This window comes from Mycobacterium sp. 94-17, from assembly GCF_035617725.1.
GTDB lineage: Bacteria > Actinomycetota > Actinomycetes > Mycobacteriales > Mycobacteriaceae > Mycobacterium.
The window spans coordinates 1-19,531 of record NZ_JAPIYN010000006.1 but is presented as its reverse complement, the minus strand read 5'-3'; the positions used below and the strand labels follow the sequence as shown (position 1 = coordinate 19,531).

General features: G+C 68.0%; 16 protein-coding genes and 1 pseudogene. 5 read left to right on the top strand and 12 right to left on the bottom strand.

What is annotated here, in order from left to right:
• The first annotated feature begins 221 nt into the window (after positions 1-221).
• Entirely contained in the window at positions 222-995 is a 774-nt protein-coding gene (locus tag OQ789_RS09075; RefSeq protein WP_324685113.1) for an acetyltransferase, read from the top strand.
• A 6-nt stretch (positions 996-1,001) separates the two neighbouring features.
• On the opposite strand, the gene OQ789_RS09070 is transcribed toward OQ789_RS09075, so the two are convergent.
• The 11 genes from OQ789_RS09070 to OQ789_RS09020 form a co-directional block, all read right to left on the bottom strand.
• Positions 1,002-2,222 (bottom strand): N-acetylmuramoyl-L-alanine amidase, encoded by a 1,221-nt coding sequence (locus tag OQ789_RS09070; protein WP_324685112.1) that lies wholly within the window; start codon positions 2,220-2,222, stop codon positions 1,002-1,004.
• Positions 2,223-2,353: 131 nt separating this feature from the next.
• Positions 2,354-2,707: a thioredoxin gene (gene trxA, locus OQ789_RS09065; protein ID WP_324685110.1), complete on the bottom strand. Its 354-nt coding sequence runs from the start codon at positions 2,705-2,707 to the stop codon at positions 2,354-2,356.
• Entirely contained in the window at positions 2,704-3,714 is a 1,011-nt protein-coding gene (trxB, locus tag OQ789_RS09060) for a thioredoxin-disulfide reductase (protein WP_324685109.1), read from the bottom strand. The genes trxA and trxB overlap by 4 nt, the downstream gene beginning before the upstream one ends.
• A 91-nt stretch (positions 3,715-3,805) precedes the next feature.
• Positions 3,806-4,576, bottom strand: a complete 771-nt coding sequence (locus OQ789_RS09055) for a hypothetical protein (RefSeq protein ID WP_324685108.1) — start codon at positions 4,574-4,576, stop codon at positions 3,806-3,808.
• Positions 4,577-4,647: 71 nt separating this feature from the next.
• Positions 4,648-5,235 carry an RNA polymerase sigma factor SigM gene (gene sigM, locus OQ789_RS09050; RefSeq protein ID WP_324685106.1) on the bottom strand — a complete coding sequence of 196 codons (588 nt, stop codon included), beginning with the start codon at positions 5,233-5,235 and terminating at the stop codon, positions 4,648-4,650.
• A gap of 79 nt (positions 5,236-5,314) precedes the next feature.
• Positions 5,315-8,950, bottom strand: coding sequence for a lipid II flippase MurJ (locus OQ789_RS09045; RefSeq protein WP_324685105.1), 3,636 nt, complete (start codon positions 8,948-8,950; stop codon positions 5,315-5,317).
• Entirely contained in the window at positions 8,947-11,352 is a 2,406-nt protein-coding gene (locus OQ789_RS09040) for a hypothetical protein (protein ID WP_324685104.1), read from the bottom strand. The genes OQ789_RS09045 and OQ789_RS09040 overlap by 4 nt, the downstream gene beginning before the upstream one ends.
• Positions 11,349-12,083, bottom strand: coding sequence for an NUDIX hydrolase (locus OQ789_RS09035; RefSeq protein WP_324685102.1), 735 nt, complete (start codon positions 12,081-12,083; stop codon positions 11,349-11,351). The genes OQ789_RS09040 and OQ789_RS09035 overlap by 4 nt, the downstream gene beginning before the upstream one ends.
• An 86-nt stretch (positions 12,084-12,169) precedes the next feature.
• A complete protein-coding gene (locus OQ789_RS09030; protein ID WP_324685430.1) occupies positions 12,170-12,361 on the bottom strand; it encodes a hypothetical protein in 192 nt (63 codons plus the stop codon).
• Positions 12,362-12,480: 119 nt separating this feature from the next.
• Positions 12,481-12,840, bottom strand: a complete 360-nt coding sequence (locus OQ789_RS09025) for a hypothetical protein (protein WP_324685101.1) — start codon at positions 12,838-12,840, stop codon at positions 12,481-12,483.
• On the bottom strand, positions 12,837-14,360 hold the full coding sequence (locus OQ789_RS09020) for a hypothetical protein (RefSeq protein WP_324685099.1): 1,524 nt from the start codon (positions 14,358-14,360) through the stop codon (positions 12,837-12,839). Before OQ789_RS09020 ends, OQ789_RS09025 begins: the two co-directional genes overlap by 4 nt.
• A 126-nt stretch (positions 14,361-14,486) precedes the next feature.
• On the opposite strand from OQ789_RS09020, the gene OQ789_RS09015 reads away from it, so the two are divergent.
• From OQ789_RS09015 to OQ789_RS09000, 4 genes are all read left to right on the top strand, one after another.
• Positions 14,487-15,929 carry a CCA tRNA nucleotidyltransferase gene (locus tag OQ789_RS09015; protein ID WP_324685097.1) on the top strand — a complete coding sequence of 481 codons (1,443 nt, stop codon included), beginning with the start codon at positions 14,487-14,489 and terminating at the stop codon, positions 15,927-15,929.
• Positions 15,930-15,953: 24 nt separating this feature from the next.
• Positions 15,954-16,463, top strand: coding sequence for a pullulanase (locus OQ789_RS09010; protein ID WP_324685096.1), 510 nt, complete (start codon positions 15,954-15,956; stop codon positions 16,461-16,463).
• Between the two features lie 46 nt (positions 16,464-16,509).
• Complete coding sequence (locus tag OQ789_RS09005) at positions 16,510-18,489, top strand: alpha/beta hydrolase (protein WP_324685094.1); 1,980 nt, start codon at positions 16,510-16,512, stop codon at positions 18,487-18,489.
• 82 nt (positions 18,490-18,571) lie between these two features.
• A complete protein-coding gene (locus tag OQ789_RS09000; protein ID WP_324685093.1) occupies positions 18,572-18,901 on the top strand; it encodes a DUF2563 family protein in 330 nt (109 codons plus the stop codon).
• Between the two features lie 480 nt (positions 18,902-19,381).
• Here OQ789_RS09000 and OQ789_RS08995 read toward each other — a convergent pair.
• Positions 19,382-19,531, bottom strand: a pseudogene (locus OQ789_RS08995) (IS110 family transposase); the annotation flags it as partial.

Here is a 19,531-nt window from a genome sequence, read left to right as displayed (position 1 = left end):
TTTTTACGGCAAGTCCGCATGAGCGAATCCCCCGGCACCCGAAAGAGCATGCGCATCAACAACTTTCACCAAGCCGCGGGCTCCGGCCGCACGACGCCGGCCGGAGGGGCGCGCCAATCGCCGTGGCCCGGCCAAAGCTGGCCCGATCACGACCACCTCTCCTATCCTGGAGGGGTTGCCGGTCCAGATGGCTGCAGTACCGCACAGGAGCCAGGAGGCTAGTGTCCGCTCGAATCATGCCGCTACGGCTCGAGGCATTCGAGCAGCTTCCCAAGCACGCACGCCGGTGCGTCTTCTGGGAGGTCGACCCGGCGACCCTGGGTAATCAGGACCACCTCGCCGACCCCGAGTTCGAAAAAGAGGCGTGGCTGTCGATGGTGATGCTGGAGTGGGGATCGTGCGGGCAAGTCGCGACCGCGATCCCGGATGAGCGGAGCCAGGCCGAACCCCCGTGCCTGGGCTACGTGTTCTATGCCCCGCCGCGGGCGGTGCCGCGCGCGCAGCGGTTCCCGACTGGTCCGGTGTCCGCGGACGCGGTGCTGCTGACGTCGATGGGCATCGAACCCGGGCCGGCCGCCGACGACCTGCCCCGCGGCTTGATCGGCCGGGTCATCGACGAGCTGGTGCGCCGCGGTGTGCGCGCGCTCGAAGCGTTCGGCCGCACCCCGGCGGCGTCGGAATTGCAGGATCCGCGCCTGGTCGGCCCGGACGTGCGACCGGTGCTGGAAGCCATCGGCGACTGCTCGGTGGACCACTGTGTCATGGACGCCGAATTCTTGAAGGACGCGGGATTCGTTGTGGTAGCGCCACATACGTACTTCCCGAGGCTGCGGCTCGAACTGGACAAGGGCCTCGGGTGGAAGGCGGAAGTGGAGGCGGCGCTGGAGCGCCTGCTGGAGAACGCACACCTGGAGCAGCCGGTGGGCGCCGGCTCCACGGCCGCGGGCGCCGGGTCCACGACAGCGAACGTGCCGGCAACCACCCCGGGCGATTAGCGGCGGCTAGGGACCGCCGAGGTGGCTCGCGCGCTCCACCGACAGTTCGTGGGCCAGCAACTCGGCGAAAGTGAATGTGCCCGTTGGGCGGTCGTTCTTGCCCAACAGATAAAGCCGCTTGACCGCGGCGAGGATTCCTTCGGCGACGGCGTCGCGGGTCTGCGTCGAGACCAGCAGCGAGCGGTCCCGCGGGTTGGTGATGTAGCCGACGTCCACCTGGACCGTCGGCATCCGGGTCAGGCGCAGCAGATCCCACGTCCGTCCATGTGTGCGGCAATCCCGTAAACCGGTGCGGGCCACCACTTCTCGCTGGATGAAGTCGGCCAGATTGCGCCCGATGGTGGAGACCGAACCGTGCGAGTTGCCGAAGTGAAAGGACGCCACCCCGCTGGCGGCGGCACTGACCTGACTCTCGCAGCGCAGGCTGATCATCAGGTCGGCGCCGACGTTGTTCGCTGTGGCGGCGCGCTCGGCATCGAGCGGACTGCGGTTGACCGGTCGCGACAGAAAGGTCTCCATGCCGATCGCGGCCATCCGGCCTTCCAAGCGGCTGGCCAAGTCCCACAACACATCTGCTTCACTGACGGGTCCCGACGGGCCCTGCATGATCGCGCCGTGGTCCGCGCCGCCGCGGCCCGGATCGATGATGATCCGCTTGCCCGACAATTTGGGACCGGACGAGCGGACCAGCTCCTCCTCGCGGATCGCGTGGGGCGATCCACCGCTGACCCGTGAGCTCAGGAAATGGAAGGAGCGCAACGTTTCCGGGCCGCAGATACCGTCGGCGGAGAGCCCATACTCGCGCTGGTACGACATCAACGCGTTGTGGGTCTGCAACCCGAAATACCCGTCGACCAGTCCGGTATAGAAGCCGAGATCCTGCAGCCGGGCCTGCAGCGTCGCGACGTCGTCGCCGAACAGCGGGGCCCCGAATTGGTGATAGAGCGTGCGGGCGCCGAGCCGGTACGACGCCTCCTTGAGCGCCCGGTAGGTCGCCTCGCCGACGATGCCGTCCACCAGCAAGCCGCGATGCTGTTGAAAGGCGCGGACCGCTTGGTCGAGTTCGGCATCGAAGAAATCGGGGGCGACGTGCTGCCCGGTGTTGAGATCGTCCTCGGAGCTGTCCAGCAGGCCCAGGGTGGCCAGCGTCGCCCGGATCTCGGTCACGGCTGCGCTGCGGTCACCACAGCGCAGCGCGTCGCCGTATTCACGGCGCGGACTCGACATACCAAGGGCCCTCCGGGACTAATTAACACGCTCAGATCGGGCAACAGCTCACCGTATTGTCGCAGACGGTTCGCAAATTCCGGAAAACCCCAGGCTATGCGCGGGGCGTGGTGCGACGAATCAAATGAGGATCAGCCAAGCCCCGGAACGGCGTCCGAGAGCTCACGCAGCAACGATGCCTTACCCTTCGCGCCGACGATGCGCTTCACCGGCTGCCCGTCTTTGAACAGGATCAGGGTGGGAATGGAGACCACCTGGAAGTTCTGCGCGGTTTCGGGGTTGGCGTCCACGTCGAGCTTGGCGACCGTCAGCTGTTCGCCCCGCTCGCTGGCGATCTCCTCGAGCACCGGCGCCACCATCTTGCAGGGGCCGCACCAGGTAGCCCAAAAGTCAACCAGGACAGGCTTATTGCTGGACAGCACGTCGGTGGAAAATGACGCGTCGGAGACTTCTATTGTGGCACCGGCTTTTTCGGCGTCGGTCATTTTGGCGCTCCAATCAATGTGTCGTTACTGCCCGGAAATTCGGTGGCGTCGCCTTGTGCGGCCGTGCTGGACTCCTCGTGGTCGGCGAGCCAGCGTTCGGCGTCGATGGCGGCCGAGCAGCCGCTGCCCGCGGCGGTGATGGCCTGACGATAGGTGCGGTCCACCAAGTCCCCGGCGGCGAAGACCCCATCGATCGAGGTGGCCGTGGTGCGCCCGCGCACCAGGACATACCCCGCGGCATCGGTGTCGAGGACCTCACGCACCAACTCCGAGCGCGGGTCATGGCCGATGGCCACGAATACCCCCGTGACCGGCAGTGTGGTCACCTGACCGCTGCGCGTGTCGCGCAGCCGCAGCCCCGTCACCGTGGCCTCACCCTCGACCGCCTCGACAGCCTTGTTGGTCAGGATGGTGATCTTGTCGTTGGCGCGGGCGCGGTCCAGCATGATCCGCGAGGCGCGAAACTCCGCCCGGCGATGCACCAGGGTCACGCTGCGCGCGAACCGCGTCAAAAACGTGGCCTCCTCCATCGCCGAGTCGCCACCGCCGATCACCGCGATGTCCTGGTCCTTGAAAAAGAAGCCGTCACAGGTCGCACACGACGACACCCCGCGACCGAGCAACTCCTGCTCGCCGGGCACTCCCAGATACCGCGCCGCAGCGCCCATCGCCAAGATCACCGCGCGCGCGGAAAGCGTCTGCCCTTCAGCCGTGGTCACGGTCTTGACCCGACCCTGCAGCGACACCGACTCCACATCCTCCATCCGCAGATCGGCACCAAAGCGCAAGGCCTGCTCACGCATCTCGTCCATCAACTCCGGACCCGTGATCCCGTCACGAAAGCCCGGGAAATTCTCCACCTCGGTCGTCGTCATCAACGCCCCACCAAACGACGTCCCCTCAAACACCACCGGCGCCAACTGCGCCCGCGCCGCATACAACGCCGCGGTATACCCGGCAGGACCCGAGCCGATAACGATCACGTCATGCACAGTGTGGGCGGTCATGAAAACCTTTCAAGCGATTCGTCTGGATCTGTGTAAACGCCAGCGTAGGCATGGCTGTTCCCGGGTGTGTCGCACCACCCATGGCACCACATTAGGGGCGGGGGACCTGCGTGTTGGCCAGCAACCCGGTATCGGCGGCCGAGCAATTCGGCGAGACGGCGTAGACGGCCAGCGTGTGCGGACCATCGCCGGGAAGCACCACAACGATCCCGGGGCGGGCGTTGATGTCGACCGGGCGCGCCCCCAGGACCGGCGTGGACGCCGCGTAGCCGAGCCCGGTGAGGCAGGAGGCGCGCCGCCCGGGGTCGCTCAGCGACCCGTAGTCGGGGCTGCGCTCGAGCAGGCGGAGGATCTCGCGCGGCGACAGCGGGATCTCCATCGGCGGTGTCGACACCGTGATGTGCTGGATGTCGCCGGGGGTGTCCGGGACGGGCTCGGGAGCGTGCAACAGCGCGACGGTGCCGAAACCGATCGCGGAGACCACGGCGCACAGGCCGGCGGCCGCCGCGACGACCCGGGCCCGGCCGATGCGCGGGCGGGCGGAGTGCCCGGCCGGCCCGCCCCCATCGCCGGGGGCCGCGTCCGCCGAGCGCAGCGCCGCGGAAATCCGGTTCGTCACCTGAGACGGCGGTTCGGGTGCGGTGTCCGGATCGGCGCCGGAGGCGGCGACGTCGCGGCGAACCCGGTTCAACGCGCCCAGCACGGCGGCAGCCTGCGGGTCGCCGCGGACTCGGCTGCGGAGGCGGGCGGCGGCCTCGTCGTCGAGGATGCCGGCCTGCAGGTCCGCGAGCAGTTCGACGGTCAGCGGCGGATCAGATCCCGCGCCGCGGTCACCCGCCGCGTCGTCGTCCGCTGCATTCATCGGACCCAGTGTCCGTCATGCGCGCGCCGATGGCCACGCACGGCGCGGTGGGGCGGCCGAGCGTCGGTGGGTCAGGCCTGGCCGGCGGCGGCGTCGGGCAGCGCGTGCGCGCCGGTGTTGAGGTAGCCCAGCAGCTGGGCGAGCCGGACCCGGCCCCGCGCACAGCGGCTCTTGACCGTCCCCTCGGCGACGCCGAGAAGTCGGGCGGTGTCGGCCACTGAGTAACCCTGCATGTCGACGGCAACCACGGCGGCGCGCTGCTCGACGGGAAGCCGCATCAGGGCGCGCTGCACCGCCAACGCGGTCTCGACCTGAGCCGTGCGATCGGCCACCGGATAGATGTCTTCCAGCGGCACCGTCGGGTGAGCTTTGGTGCGGCGCAGGCGGTCCAGGCAGGCGTTGACGACGATGCGGTGCAGCCAGCTGCCGACGGCGGCGTCGTGCCGGAACGCGCCGGCGCCGCGGTGCGCGGAGAGCATGGCGTCCTGCAGCGCGTCTTCGGCATCCTCGGGGGTGCGGGTGGTGAGTCGGGCGAGCCGGTGCAGGTGCCGCCGGTGACGACCGAACAGCTCGCCGAAGGCATGCCGGTCGCCGGCGACGTGGGCTGCCAGCAGCTCGGCGTCGCTGCGCTCGTGCCTGGCGTTTCTCCCGAAGCCCACGGCCGGGACATTAACCAATCGCGTATGCCGCGGCACTTCACTTGGGACGCGGTGTGTGAGTGCGCGAAATCGGCCGCGATCAGGACGCGGCCTGGATCGTGATCTCCGAGAAGCCGGCCTGGCTCTTGCCGTTGGTGGTTCCCAAGGTGGAGATCCACACCAGCAGATTCGAGGTCGGCGCGCCGGACCGGACCGGGATCACGTTGTGGCCGGGCTTCAGCGTGAAAGCCGGGGCCAGCACGGTGGTGTCGCTGAGGCTGGACGGCGTCGCCGAGGAGGCCGCGCGGATCTCGACTTTGGTGTCGCTGCTCGGGGTGTCGATGGCGACTTGGCCGACTACGGTGGGGCTCGGCAGCTGCAGGATCAGCCCCTCGCCCTGCTTGAAACTGGGGAAGGGGACGGCGTCGGTGTAGACCTCGGTCGCCCAGGCCGTCGAGGGATCGCCGTCGATGGCCTGCCCCGCCGTGCCCGGGTTGTCGGCGTCGCCGTCGGGGGAGAAGACCGTCGCCTTGGTGGGTTTGACCACGCTGCCCGCGGCCGTGGGTGGGGCGCTGGATGCCGCCGACGCGGACGACGACGAGGAGGGGCCGTTCAGTCCGAGCTCGTCCTTGTTGAGGCCCCCGCCGACGTCGCCGAAGATCTTGCTGACGATCGACGCCAGCACCAGCAGTGCCACCACGATGACGGCGAGGCCGGCGCCCACCCCGATCAGCACGTTGCGTCGGCGCCGGGCGAAGGCCGCCTGCTCCTGCCCGGGCGAGATCAGGGCAGTCGATCGGGCGGGTGAATCGTCGATCGGGCCGAGCACCTCGGTGCGGTCGGCGACCGCGGTAGCCTGCTGGAGCAGGTTCAAAAGCGTTGAGGCACTGCGTATTCCGCCGTCATCCTGGACCGCTCGGACGGCAACCGCGGAGATCTGGAAGGGGATGTCGCGGTCGACGGACATGGGTTCGACGGGGTTGCCCGCGGAGTCGCGTTCGGCCGGCGCGAGCCCGCTGCGCACCCCGCTCTCCACGATGGGCCACCGGTTGACCAGCAAGGCGTAGAGCGCGGCGCCGATGCCGCGGATGTCGTCGTGCGGGCCGGCGTCGGGCATGGTCGCCGGGTAGGCCAGCACGACGTCACCCTCGATGCTGACCCGCACCCGGCTGGGGTGGTCGATCGACAGGGCGACGCCGGCGCGGTGGGCCGCGTCGGCGGCGGCAGCCAGCGACTGCATGGCCCGCACGGCGCCCACCGGTGAGGGTGCGGTGTCGGCCACCTCCTGCAGCGAGCCGCCGCGGATCCACTCCGAGACCACCAGGCCGCCGGAGCCGGTGTGCACCACGTCGAGCACCCGGGCGATGCCGGGTTTGTCGATGCGGCTGAGCCGCAGGGTGCGGGACAGAATCTCCTGGAGGACCTCGTCGGGCAGGGCGCCGTCCGGGTCGACGAAGGTCAGCGCCACCTGCCGGTCCAGGGCGGTGTCCAGCGCCTGCCAGAACTGCAGGGGCGGAGCGCCGCCGTGGAACACCAGCAGGCGGTACCGGCCGCCGGCGATGCGCGCGCCGGGGACAAGGTGCACGTCGTCTCCGGCGGCATTCGCCGACCGGTCGCGCGGCGCGTCGAACGGGGTGTGAGCGTGCCGGGAATCGCCGCGGACATCGCCATTCGCCTGGTCGGACGCATGCTGGGCGGGGCGCTTCGGTTCCTCGGCGGGGATGTCAGGCTGAAAGTCGTCGGCGACCGGCCGCGCAGCATCGGAGCCCGCGCCAGGCCCAGCGCTGGGGGCTGGGCTCTCCATGGGGCGGTCGGTCACCTCCGGTCCTTTCACTAGCCGGGCTCGGTTTGCCCGCTCCGGTGGCTTGCGCCGGATCGGCTCCTGGACCGCATTTACCCCAGGCGGGGCCGAATTCCTCTGCTCAGGGTACGTGAACGGGTGCCGCCGAGACGATCGATCGGGTGGACTCGGTTTGCGCGGACGCGGTCCGCGACCTGTGACGCGGTACCGGAGGGCCTCCAGCGCCGCGCGCGCCTCGGGGACCTGCGCGCGCAGCATGACCGCGGCCGTGATCGGCAGCATGATCAGCCCCAACACGAGCAGGCGGAGCAGCGAACCGGGCGCGCCGTGCTCGGTAAGCCCGTCCAGCCCGAGCAGCCGGTCGGCCACGTGGGCGATCAATCCGGCCAGCATGGATGCGGTGAGCGTCACCAGGATCGTGCGGACCTCGCCGACGCCGATCAGGTGGCCGCCGGCCGGCAGCAGCGTGCGGCGCAGCAGGACGTAGCCGATGACGGCGCCAGCGAGAAAGCCCACGCCGTTCGCGAGCCCCAGAAAGCCCGCCACCAGCTTGGGGTCGTCGGTCAGGTGTGGCGCCAGCACGGAGCCGAGGATCTTGACCGCGGTGATCACCAGGATGATGACGATCGGCGTCCACGGCTGTTCGCGTGCGTAGAACACCCGCAGTTGCAAGAGCACCAGCCCGTAGGGGATCAGCGTGAAGGCCGACAGGGTGATCGCGGCGCCGAGGTATCCGGCGTCGACGTTTCCGAAATGGCCGTAGGCGAACAGGGCGCTGCCCATCGCGGGACCGCCGACGGTCATGAACGCCACGATCGGGATCAGCGTGATCAACGTCAGCCGGGTGGCCAGCGACAGGTCCCCGAGCACGGCCGCGGTGTCGTCGGCGGCCGCGTTGCGGCTCAGGCGGGGCATCACCACGGTCAGCACGGTCACGCCGATCATGCCGAACGGCAGCATCAGGACCAGCCAGGTGTAGTTGTAGATCGCTGGGCCCGACGCCGCCGCGGTGCTGGCGATCTGGTTGCCGACCACCAGGCCGAGCTGGCTGATCAGCACGTAGAGCACCATGGCGGCGGCCATGGTGCCGAAGCGCTTGAGGCGCTGGTCGATTCCCCATAGGGGGCGCAGGTCGACGTGCTGGCGACGCAATGCCACCAGCAGCAGCCCGGTCTGGGCGAACACGCCCAGCGTGGTGCCGACGGCGAGTACCAGCAGCTTGGCGTTGCCCATCCGGACCGGATCGACCGACAGCTCGCCGGGCACCAGCGCGTAGACCGCCAGCGTGACGAGCGCGACGACGTTGTTGACCACCGGCGCCCACGCCGTGGGCCCGAACACGTTGCGGGTGTTCAGGATCGCCATGAACACCGACGTCAGGCCGTAGGCCAGGACCTGGGGGAGTAGCAGGTAGGCGAAGGCGATGGTCAACGGCTCGTTGACTTGCGGGCTGCGGCCCAGCATCAGGCGCACCAGCAGCGGGGCGGCCGCGACCGACAGCACGGTGGCGACGATCAACAGTGCGGTGGTCAGCGTGACCAGGCGCCGCACGAAGGCCGTGCCGCCGTCGGGGTCACTCTGCTCGGCGCGCGCCAGCACCGGCACGAAGATCGCGGTGAACGTCGCCTCCAGCACCAGCGCGGCCACCAGGTTGGGCAGCTGGTTGGCCACCGAGAACGCGCTGGACAGCGCGGCGCCCAAAATCGCGGCGAGCAGCACGATCCGGGCGAAGCCGGTGAGGCGGCTGACCAACGTGGCGAAGGCCATCGCCCACGACCGCGATACCAGCGCGGAGTCGGACAGCTCGGGGCGCCGGCGATCGATCTCGGCGGCCACGGGCGGCAGCGGGCCGGTCGGCGGTGAGCCGGGCGCCTGTGACTGCCGCGGCTCGGGCAGGCGGTGGTGTGGTTGGGCCTGCCGGTAGGCGGGGCTCATACTCGGTGCTTTTGCTCGACGTGCTTTTGTTCGACCCGGTCATCGGCATCGACGGTGTGCCGGGCGCCGGGTGGGTCGGGGCGGTCCAGGTCGGCGCGGTCGGGCTGGCCTCGGAACCGGTGCCACAGCCGCCGGCCCGCCAGCAGGAACAGGACCGCCGCGGCGGACAGCGTGATGGCGAACAGGACCTTGCCGTAGGCGTTGGAATGCACCGATAACCGCACCGGGTCGCCCAGCCGCAGACCGTCCGGGGTCCGCAGCGTCGCGTCGACGGCGACGCGCTGGGTGAAGTTCACTTCGACCGGGATGCGCAGCGGCAGGTAGCCCGGCGGCAGTTCGATCTGACCGATGTCGGTGACATTCATCCCGGGCGGGGCGTCGAAATGCAGCCGCACGCGAATCGGCACGGACAGGCCGTTGTGCAGGGCCAGCGGCAGCGGGCTGTGCTCGGTGGCCAGCGTGTAAGAGCCGCCCGGGTTGACGATCGTCACGGCGCCGAACAAATCGTTGACCGTCTTGCCGACCACCGCCAGGCGCAGCTGGGCCAGCCCGTTGCGGGTGTCGGGCGGTTCGGACTGGCTCAGCGCGCGCAGCATGTCCTCGCGCAGGGGGGCGGTGTACTGGACGCCGGTCAGCCCGGTGCGGTCGTCGGTCATCAGCGACGACGTCAGCCCCCACAGCCGGCCGACCTGCCCGGCGATGCCGGCGGCGACGTCGTCGCTGAACTGGCCGCGTGCGGAGCTGTAGTCGCCGACCTCTTCCGCCGGTTCGGTGCGGGCCTGTCCGGCCTGGTTGGCGTCGGCGACCACGACCGGCAGCGGGCGCGGCACCGCCAGACCCGAGCGGATGGTGGTGCTCAGCGCGGTCAGGATGACTTGGGCGTCGTCGGCCTGCAGGTCCCACGTCGACGGCGGGACGAGGATCTGGGTGCGTGGCTCGTCGGTGCGGAGCGCATGCCAGAAGATCGAGCCCAGGGCGTCCTGCCGGCGCGCGGTCACCGAATCGTGTCCCAGCCGGACCGTCAGGGAGGGGTCCAGGTACGTCGGCGCCTCGGGGGAGGCACCGGCTCCGGCCAGCGCGGCGCCGACGGCGGGATCGAAGGGCGCGACCATGACCTGGGGCGACAGCCGCCGGGGGGCGGTGTCGACCCCGGCCTCGGAGGATCCCTGCGCCTCGCCGGCCGAGAGGTCGGCGGCGGCGACCGCGACCGTGTTGTCGTTCGCGCTGAGCAGCTTGACCGTGCGGTCGGTCAGCGGACCGTCGGGCAGCAGCGTGGCGCCGCGGACGGAGGAGACGTCCAGGATCTTGTCGATGATCCCGTTGGCGCTCGTGGTGGCGATGGCGCTCAGGCCGGGATCGTTGACGCGCTGCACCGCATCGAGGTCGGCTTGGGCGTAAGGGAGGGGGGCTACGCAGGTGCGGTGCGCCAGGGCGCGCAGACGGTTCAGCCACCCGGTCGCGGCGGCCTGTCCGCCGCCGGGGTGGGTGGGGGTGCCGGGCAGTTGCGCGGGGCCGTCGGGCGAGTTGGACACGACGTAACCGGCGGTCATCGCGTTGACGGTGACCAGGAGGTCCGGGTCGATCGCCAGACAGAGCGCGCGGCTGATGGCGCCGTCGGGGTCGACGTCGTGACTGGTGGCGACTTCGGCCGAGGCCAGCAGGATGTCGAGCCGGCCGCCGCCGGCCAAGGAGGTTGCCAGGTCGTCGTCGACCAGGCGCACCGGGATGGTTCCCCCCGGCACGCCGGGCGCCAGCCTGGGCCGGTCGGCCAGGGGCCAGAGCATGGTGATCGACACCGGTTTGGAGGTGTCGGGTGCGACGGTGGATCCGATGTCGTCGGCGCGGTCGGGCGGCACGCCCACCACAGGCAGCAGGAACCGCGCGTTGTCCAGCCGGGCGGGTGCGCCGTAGTCCGGTGTGCCGTTGACGTTGACCAGGACGGGGTAGATGCCGGGCTTCTCCACTCCCAGCGACGGCTTGGTCAATGCGCGCAGTGGGGCCGACAGCGTGAAGCTGACTTCTTGTCCCCGCTGCAGTTCGGGCGCCACCGTGAGGAAATCCGCGGCGGCCTGATAACCATCGGTGTCGCCGTCGAGGGTGGTGCGCAAACCCGCGGAAGCGATGACCGCGCCGGCGTGCTCGAGGCGGACCATGACGTCGCGGACCGGACGGTCGCCGATGTTGCTCACCATGCCGCTGACGGTCACGACGGGCGGACTGGTCGTGGTGACCACGTCCGGAGTGACTTGATCGATGCGGACCCGGACAAACGGCGTCACCCCGGGCTCGCCCGCCGCCGCGCGCGGCATCACCGGGCCGGTGAGCAGCGCGAGTCCGGCCACGATGGCGAGCACGGCGGCGACACGCACCAGGCCGGCCCGACGCACACGCACGGCTGTCACGGCCCCGGTCCGTGGCCGTTCTTCCGACCGGTGGCCGGTTTCTCAGCATGTCGGGTCCGCGAATGGGTCTGCGGACGGCGCCGCGGCGAACTGGGCGGCAGCGGGGGAAGCGAGGCCGGGCCGTCGCTCTGCAGCCTGTCGATCAGCTCGTCGGCCACGCGGGCCAGCCGGCGTTCGTCGGCGTAGGCCAGCCGGGACGGCAATTCGCCCATCGGCACCCAGGCCACCTCAGTGACTTCGAGATCCTCGTCGGACAACTCGCCGCCGGAGAAACGCATTAGATAGTGGTGCACGGTCTTGTGCACGCGCCGGCCGTCGGTGACGAACCAATAGTCGATGCGGCCCAGCGCGGCCAGCACACTGCCGCGGACGCCGGTCTCCTCGGCCACCTCTCTAATAGCGGTCTGCTCGGCGGTCTCACCCAGTTCGATGTGTCCCTTGGGCAGCGACCACAACATGCGGCCGCGGCGGTCGGTGCGCCCGATCAACGCGGCGACCTGCGACTCGCGTGGCCCGTCGAGACCGTCGATGACCAGCCCGCCGGCCGAGGTTTCGTGGACAGTCCGCAGCTGATCAGACTCGTGGCGAGACGCACCCGATCGGCGCGATCTGGTGGCTTTCGAGTCGCCGGTCGGTTGGTGTGTGGCCTGTTTCTCGGACGACTTCGCGGCGCCCCGGCCCCGGCGCCGGCCCCGGCGCCGACGTGGTTTGCCTTGTTCGCCGTCCGACACCCAAGCGATAGTAGCTGGCACCGCTTGTTCTCCTAGAGATGCTCGCCGCCGGGTGAGCCCGCAACGTCACGCAGGAATGCGCACCGTCAGATGGGGCCGATGGCCTGGGCGACGATAAAAGCGGGAATGAAGATCAGGAAAGAGAGCGGCCCGGACAGGCTGCCGATCATCATTCCGCGCCCGACCTGGCCCCATCTGCCCGGAGCCCGTAGAACAAGCGCCGAGATCGCCATGTAGACGAGGACTACCGGAAGCACAACCACGATCGAGTACGGCATGAGGAGCCATGTGGCGACCTCAACGACGAATAGATGCAGTACGGCGACCAGAAAAGTGATCGGGCCGTAGAGGGGTTTTGATCCGTTGAGCGTTGGTTCGCCAGTCACCACAAGACCTTTCAGCGCAAATTCAGGTAGGCGAAAATGCCGGCGCCGGCGAGGACGACAGCGGATGATGCCGCGACGCTCAGGCCCAGACCGCGATTGCGCGGCGACGGTGACTGCATAAGTTCGGCGCCGAACGTAAGAGACACCAGCGTGGTGATTGCAGTGGCGGTGAGCATCCAGGTGCGTTCTGAGGACCCGCTCTCCGTCGTGAAGGCCTTGCCCAGCAGCCACATCGTAATGAGCAGCAACCCAAGGACAATCTGCACGACGAACGGCGCGGACCACGTCGCGGTGCGCCAAGCGCGTTCGTCCAAGTTAGGAAACCGAAGATATGCCCGCATCTGCCGCCGCTCTCGATTGTTCGGCATCATGCTGGAACTGCACTACTCGTGGGCAAGGAGGGCACGGTAGGCATCGCGGTAACGGGGCCAAAGTCGGTGGCGGGCAGAGGAACCGGCACGTCGTACTTAGGGCTCCACCCACCCGTGTCAAACGGCGCGAAGCCTCTGCCCCCCAGGGGACCTACATCATGGTGGCCGGGCAAGTTGAATGCTGGCCCCCAAGATCGACCCGACTGGGCGGGGTCGATGAGCACTGTGCGAGTGCTGCCGTTTGGCAAATCCTGATACACCTCCAAGGACGGGTAGTCGGTGCGCGTTCCGTTAACTTGCACACCTCCTTGCCCGGGCGTGAAAACAAGGTCGCCATTGACCGTCACTGTATGACCTGAAAACGGGCCATGGGGATCGCCCGTTATGCCTGGTGCGAAAGGATTGCCGGCGTCGTACTTGATCCGGACCGATCCGTCGGCAAGTTGAGTGACGTTGCCCTTAGGAATTCCTACCTTCACCTGGCCTGGTCCGCCTCTCGAGTTCTCCTCGACAGAAGGATTCTGCCTTAAGATGACGATTCCATTTTCGTAGTCGATGTACGTGGTGACCTTGGTGTCTTCCGGGTCGAAATTGAGATTGGCTGTCCGGTTGTTCCCGAGGTCTCGCTTCCAGGGTGGGAAGCTGGTCACATCACGTTGTTCGATCCACTGCGAGACGCGGACCACTCCCTGCCCGGGCACTGGACGAATATTTACGACTCGGACCTGCGATTTGGCGCCGTTGAACTTGGGGTCGTAGGTCTGTGGATCCAGAGCTGCCGCAGTGTCCCAATCGGCTGCAGACGTCGGTTCGCGACCGAAGGCCTGTCTGAATACCTCGATCTGGTTGTGCAGGCGCTGCTCATCGCTCGGCAGGCGAGCTTCTGGAAGGTCGCCCTCGAAGGCTTGGATTGCGGGTGCGTACCCGTCCTCCTTGCGCAGGTTAGCCATCGAAGCTTGCAGCTGCCTTGAGTACAGATCACGAATTCGGTCCAGCGTTTTGACCGACGCCTTGGTGTCATCGAGCGCATGCTTCTCGAGCCCGTCGATGTACTGGTCGAGCAGCAGCCGTTCCAACGCGGTGAGCTGAGGGTCTTTCTCCAGCTTGACGGCCTCACCGATTTGATCGTCGAGGGCTTGCAGCTGTCCCTCCAGCTTGGCGATCTCGCCTCTGCCGAAGCGCCGCGCCTCGGCCAGTGCCGCCGCGATGGTCTCCAGGTCGGCCCCGATCTTGGGCAACTGTGCGGCTTGCACACCGAGCGAGGTGGTGGCCCGCCGCACCTCGGCCGAGTCGTTGATCGGATTGTCGCTGTCCTCATGGGCCCAGGCCTTCTCGAAGCGGATCCGTGCCCGGGTGAAAGCGGCTTCCGCTTCCCCCGTAGAGCGTCCCGCGTCATGAAACGCTTTCGCGAGGTTCGAGATCTGGGCAGGGCAGCCACGCTGCACGGTGTCGTTGATCTTCCACGGGTCGCCACCCGCGAGCATGATCAGCGCCGCCTTGCTGATGTATTGGAGCTGCACCCGGCCGTTCACCCTCCCTGTCGCGCGCAACGCTACTGGCGTGTGGCCCGCGGTCAATTCACCTTGGATGACGTGCGAGCCTCCTCACACGGGCTTTTCGACCTCGGCCGACTAGGCTGATCGAACGTGCCCGATGCCGCCCAGGATGCCGACCTGCTGACCGCCGCCGCGGTCGCTCTGAATCGGCATGCGCCCATGCTGGCCGAACTGGGCTCCGCGTTCGACGCCGCGGGCCACGAGTTGTACCTCGTCGGCGGGTCGGTCCGGGATGCGTCGTTGGGCAGGTTGAGTCCCGACCTGGATTTCACCACCGACGCACGCCCCGAGCAGGTTCAGCAAATCCTGCGGCGGTGGGCAGACAACCTGTGGGACACCGGGATCGCATTCGGGACCGTCGGCATCGGCAAGGGCGAACATCGTCTGGAGATCACCACTTTTCGCGCCGACAGCTATGACCAGGTGTCACGAAATCCGGAGGTGCGCTTCGGCGATCGCCTGGAGGACGATCTGGTGCGGCGCGATTTCACGGTCAACGCGATGGCCGTCCGCATCACCTCGGAGGGGCCGGGCGAATTTCTCGATCCGCTGGGCGGTTTGGCGGCGCTGCGTGATTGCGTGTTGGACACCCCTGCCGCGCCAGAGGTTTCGTTCGGAGACGATCCATTGCGGATGCTGCGCGCGGCGAGGTTCGTCTCCCAACTGGGTTTCACCGTCGCGCCGCGCGTGCGGGAGGCGATAGCGCAGATGGCGCCGCAGCTGTCTCGGATCAGCGCCGAACGGGTGGCCGCCGAACTGGACAAGCTCGTGCTCGGCGACGACCCGACCGCAGGCATCGATCTGCTGGTGCAGACCGGCATGGGCGAGGTGGTGCTGCCCGAGATCGGTGGCATGCAGATGGCCATCGACGAACACCACCAACACAAGGACGTCTACCAGCACTCACTGACCGTGCTGCGCCAGGCGATCGCCTTGGAGGACAACAGCCCGGACCTGGTGTTGCGTTGGGCCGCACTGCTGCATGACATCGGCAAGCCCGCGACTCGGCGCCACGAGGCCAACGGCGGTGTGAGTTTTCACCACCACGAGGTCGTCGGTGCCAAGATGGTGCGAAAGCGGTTGCGGGCGCTGAAGTATTCCAAGCAGATGGTTGAGGACATCTCGCAATTGGTGTTTCTGCATCTACGCTTTCACGGCTACGGCGACGGTAAATGGACCGATTCGGCGGTGCGCCGTTACGTCACCGACGCCGGCCCGCTGCTGCCCAGGTTGCACAAACTGGTGCGGGCCGACTGCACGACGCGCAACAAGCGCCGGGCCGCGCGATTGCAGGCCAGTTATGACCGGCTCGAGACGCGGATCGCCGAGCTGGCCGCCCAAGAGGATTTGGCACGGGTGCGACCCGATTTGGACGGCAACCAGATCATGGAGTTGCTTGGCATTCCGGCCGGCCCGCAAGTGGGCGAGGCGTGGCGGTTTTTGAAGGAGCTGCGGCTGGAGCGCGGACCGCTCAGCGATGACGAGGCGACCGCGGAACTGTTGGCGTGGTGGCAATCTCGGGGGAACGGCTAGCGGTGTCCACGCGTCCGAATACGCATGGACTACTGCATGGCCGGCGATGACGGCGCGACCGCCTTTTGGCACGGGCAACCCGACCTCGACTTGGACGGCGACGGTCGCTTCGAATCGATCGGGCTGGATTTCGACCACGACGGTTTGCGTGACGACGCGCTCGCGGACTTAGACGGCGATGGCCTCGTCGATCACGCCGTGCTTGACCTCGACAACGACGGCCACCCCGAGGCGTACTTCACCGACGACGGATCCGGGACGTGGGCGGTGGCGATGGATCGCGGTGGTCAACTGCGTTGGTTCGGTCTCGATGGTGTCGAGCACACCGGCGGCCCGCTGGTCGACTTCGACGGTCACGGGCGCGCCGACGCCCGCCTCGTCGATACCGATGGCAACGGGCTGGCCGACCGCGTCGTGCGATCTGACGACAACGGCGTAACCGGTTACGTCGACACCGACGGTGACGGCAAGTGGAACGTCCGGCTGAGCGACTCCGACGGCGACGGTCTCGCCGATGGCGCGAGCGCGCTGTGACGAGGGCCCGCTGACGTAACGCGCATTGGGCCGCGGACGCGACGCGATGCAACTGCGCCATCTGAGCATTCCGTTCCTCGTCGCCGAGGCCGGTGGTGATCCCTGGGCGGCCGACGCCAGCCTGCAAGCGGGTCGCCCGGCGCAGATCTCAGCTCTGGCGCAGGCCTTTCGTGATGCCGGGGCGAGCACGCTGGAGGCCGGCGTCGCGTTCGAAGCTGCCCGCCGCCGGTTCGAGGCCTCGTGGAATCACCAGCACGGCGAACATCCGATCAACGACGCCGGCGAGGTGCGGCGCGTGACCTTGTCGCTGGGCCTGCAGGCCGAGCAATTGCCCAAGATCGCAATCGATTTGGAGAACATCGCCGCCGCGTTGGCCGAGGCACAACGGGCCTCCGCCTGGTATCTGTCCGCGCTGGAGTACGACCTCGAGGATATTGACGACGAGCTTTGCGATGCCCTTGCCGATAACGACCCCTGCGCGATCGCCGATCTGCGCGGGGACGCGGTTAGCGAAACGAACGCAATCGTCTTCGTAGTGCGACAGATCCGCGACCGTTATTCGGCGATGCTTGCGGCCGCGTCAGGGAACCTGCGCGTGGATGGGGCGGACCCGGCGGAGATCCAAGGCGTCGACGAGTTGTCGATTCCGCGGGATGACAGCGGCCCACGAGACGTCAAGCGGTGGTGGGATTCGTTGGGCACCAACCAAAAACGTATGCTGATCGACCAGCACCCAAACGAGTTGGGCAACCTCAACGGCGTACCGGCCGACACGCGTGATTCGGTGAATCAGGCAGCGATGAAATCCGACCTGCGCAGGGTCGAGGATGCCGCCCGCCGGCGCGGGCTGGATCCCGCGGCGCTTCGGCAAAGCGCCTTCAACAATCGAGATGCGGATGTGTTCACCAACCCGGGCGATTACGGGCTGTGCGCCACCGACATCGTTCGATACCAGAACGCGGTGAAGACCAACGACTTCCTCGAGCGCGACAAAGGGCCCGACGTATCCGACGGGCTCCCCGTCATGCTGTGGGCCTACGAACCGTTGGCCTTCAACGGCAAAGGCAGGGCAGCCATCGCGATCGGCAATCCGGACAGATCCCGCAACACGGCGGTCATCGTGCCCGGCACCAACAGCAGTGTGCGGGGCGGGTGGATGTCCGACGGGCCGGACGATGCGATCAACCTCTACGGGCAGGCGATGAAGGCCGACCCCCGCCACTCGACCTCGGTGGTGGCCTGGATGGGTTATGACGCGCCCGAATTCGATTCCCCGCACTGGCAGCAGGCTGTCACCGACCCGGCCACGCTGGAACAGGTCGGCACCCCCTGGCGGGCGCGACAGGCCGGTGCGCTGCTGGCCGCCGACGTCAACGGCCTTGGCGCCACACATGATCCGTCGATGCAGATGCACGTGACCGTCCTCGGGCATTCCTATGGGTCCACGACCGTCGCCGACGCCTTCGCCAACAGTGGCATGCGCGCCAACGATGCCGTGCTAACCGGTTGCCCGGGAACCGACTTGGCGTGCAGCGCCGCAGACTTCCATCTCGACGGCGGCAGGCTGTATGTGGGTGCGGCTTCAACCGATGCGATCAGCTGGATCGGGGACTCGGGCAGCGTCCTCCCGAACGGCCTGAACGCGGCACTGGACCAACCGCTGGGTCCAGTGGCCGGGCTGGGCAGCGATCCCGCCCACGCGGGCTTTGGCGCGCTGCGGTTCCACGCCGAAGTCGCCGGTTCGCACAGCGTCATGCCGTGGTTCACCGACCACTCGCACTACTACGACGTGGGCAGCGAATCGCTACACAACATGACCGAGATCGTCACCGGGCATGGTGATCGTCTGGCCGGAGAAGGCATGCTGGCCCCCGACCGCGCCGCCGCGCGCATCGCCCTGCCTCTCCAGTTGCGCACCCCATGGGGGACGGTCTCGTTGCCGCAAATCGGCGTCCAGCTGCCCGTCACCGTCGATCCGGAATGGGATCGCCCGGCGCGTTCGATCACCGATGGCCATGGGTTTTGAGGCGCGGGCTGGGGTGAATTGACCGCGTCGCGGGTCGGCATTTAGCCTGCTCAGCATTGGTTGACGCTCGAAAGGAGCGCTGATGTTCGTCGACACCGGGCTATTGCACTCCGGCGGAAACCAGTCCCACCGCGCGGGCGGACACGCCCAGGAGGGGGCTGATCACCTCGCGGGAGGGACCGTGGCCTCGGGGATGTTCGGAGACTTCGCTGCGGCCGACGCCTTTCACGGTGCGGTGTCGACGGCGCACGGGCAGCACGTGCAAACCCTGCGGGATCACAGTGAAGCGCTCACGGGCGTCGGCACCAAAGCACACCATGCGGCCACCGGGTTCACCAACATGGACAACGACAACGCCACCGAACTGGAAGCGCTGCGACCGAGTGCCGGTCCTTCCACGCGGGATGTGTAACGAACGCCCGTGATGCAGGACCCACCTTCATATCCGGGTGCGGGGCCGCAGTTGGACCGCCGGTAGGGCAACCGTCACGGATGTGGCCGGCGATCACGTGGGCGCGAGTAGGGAGCTCACCTACAGCGCCGCCGAAGTGTCTGTAGGCCGCCGAAGTGTCTGTAGGCCACCAAAAGCTTTGTGTCGCATACAAACTCACCGCATGTGCTGCGCAGACTGAGACAGATGGAATGACCGCGCAAACCTCGCGACCGTAGGTTTGGCGACGGGAAGCGACGATCCGGCGTGGGAGTCAGCCCAAAGCGACGTGACGCGAAGGATGCGGTGATGAGCGGCGTATGTGGGCCGCAGCTGACTCGCCGGCGCGCGGCCGTCGTGATTGCTCGCCATTGGATTAGCTGTTCAACTATCAGAGCGAAGTATTTGCGAGACTGTCTCGAGCGCGTTTGCAGATGATGAGGAGGATTCTCAATGACGTTGTCAAGCGGCCGCGGGTTTGGTCCCGGGTTGGTAGACGGCGTGGTCGCGGAGCACGGCCCACAGGACGTTGAGGCGTCGGCGGGCCAGGGCGAGGATGGCTTGGGTGTGGGTTTTGCCTTCGGTTCTCTTGCGGTTGTAGTAGGTCCGGGA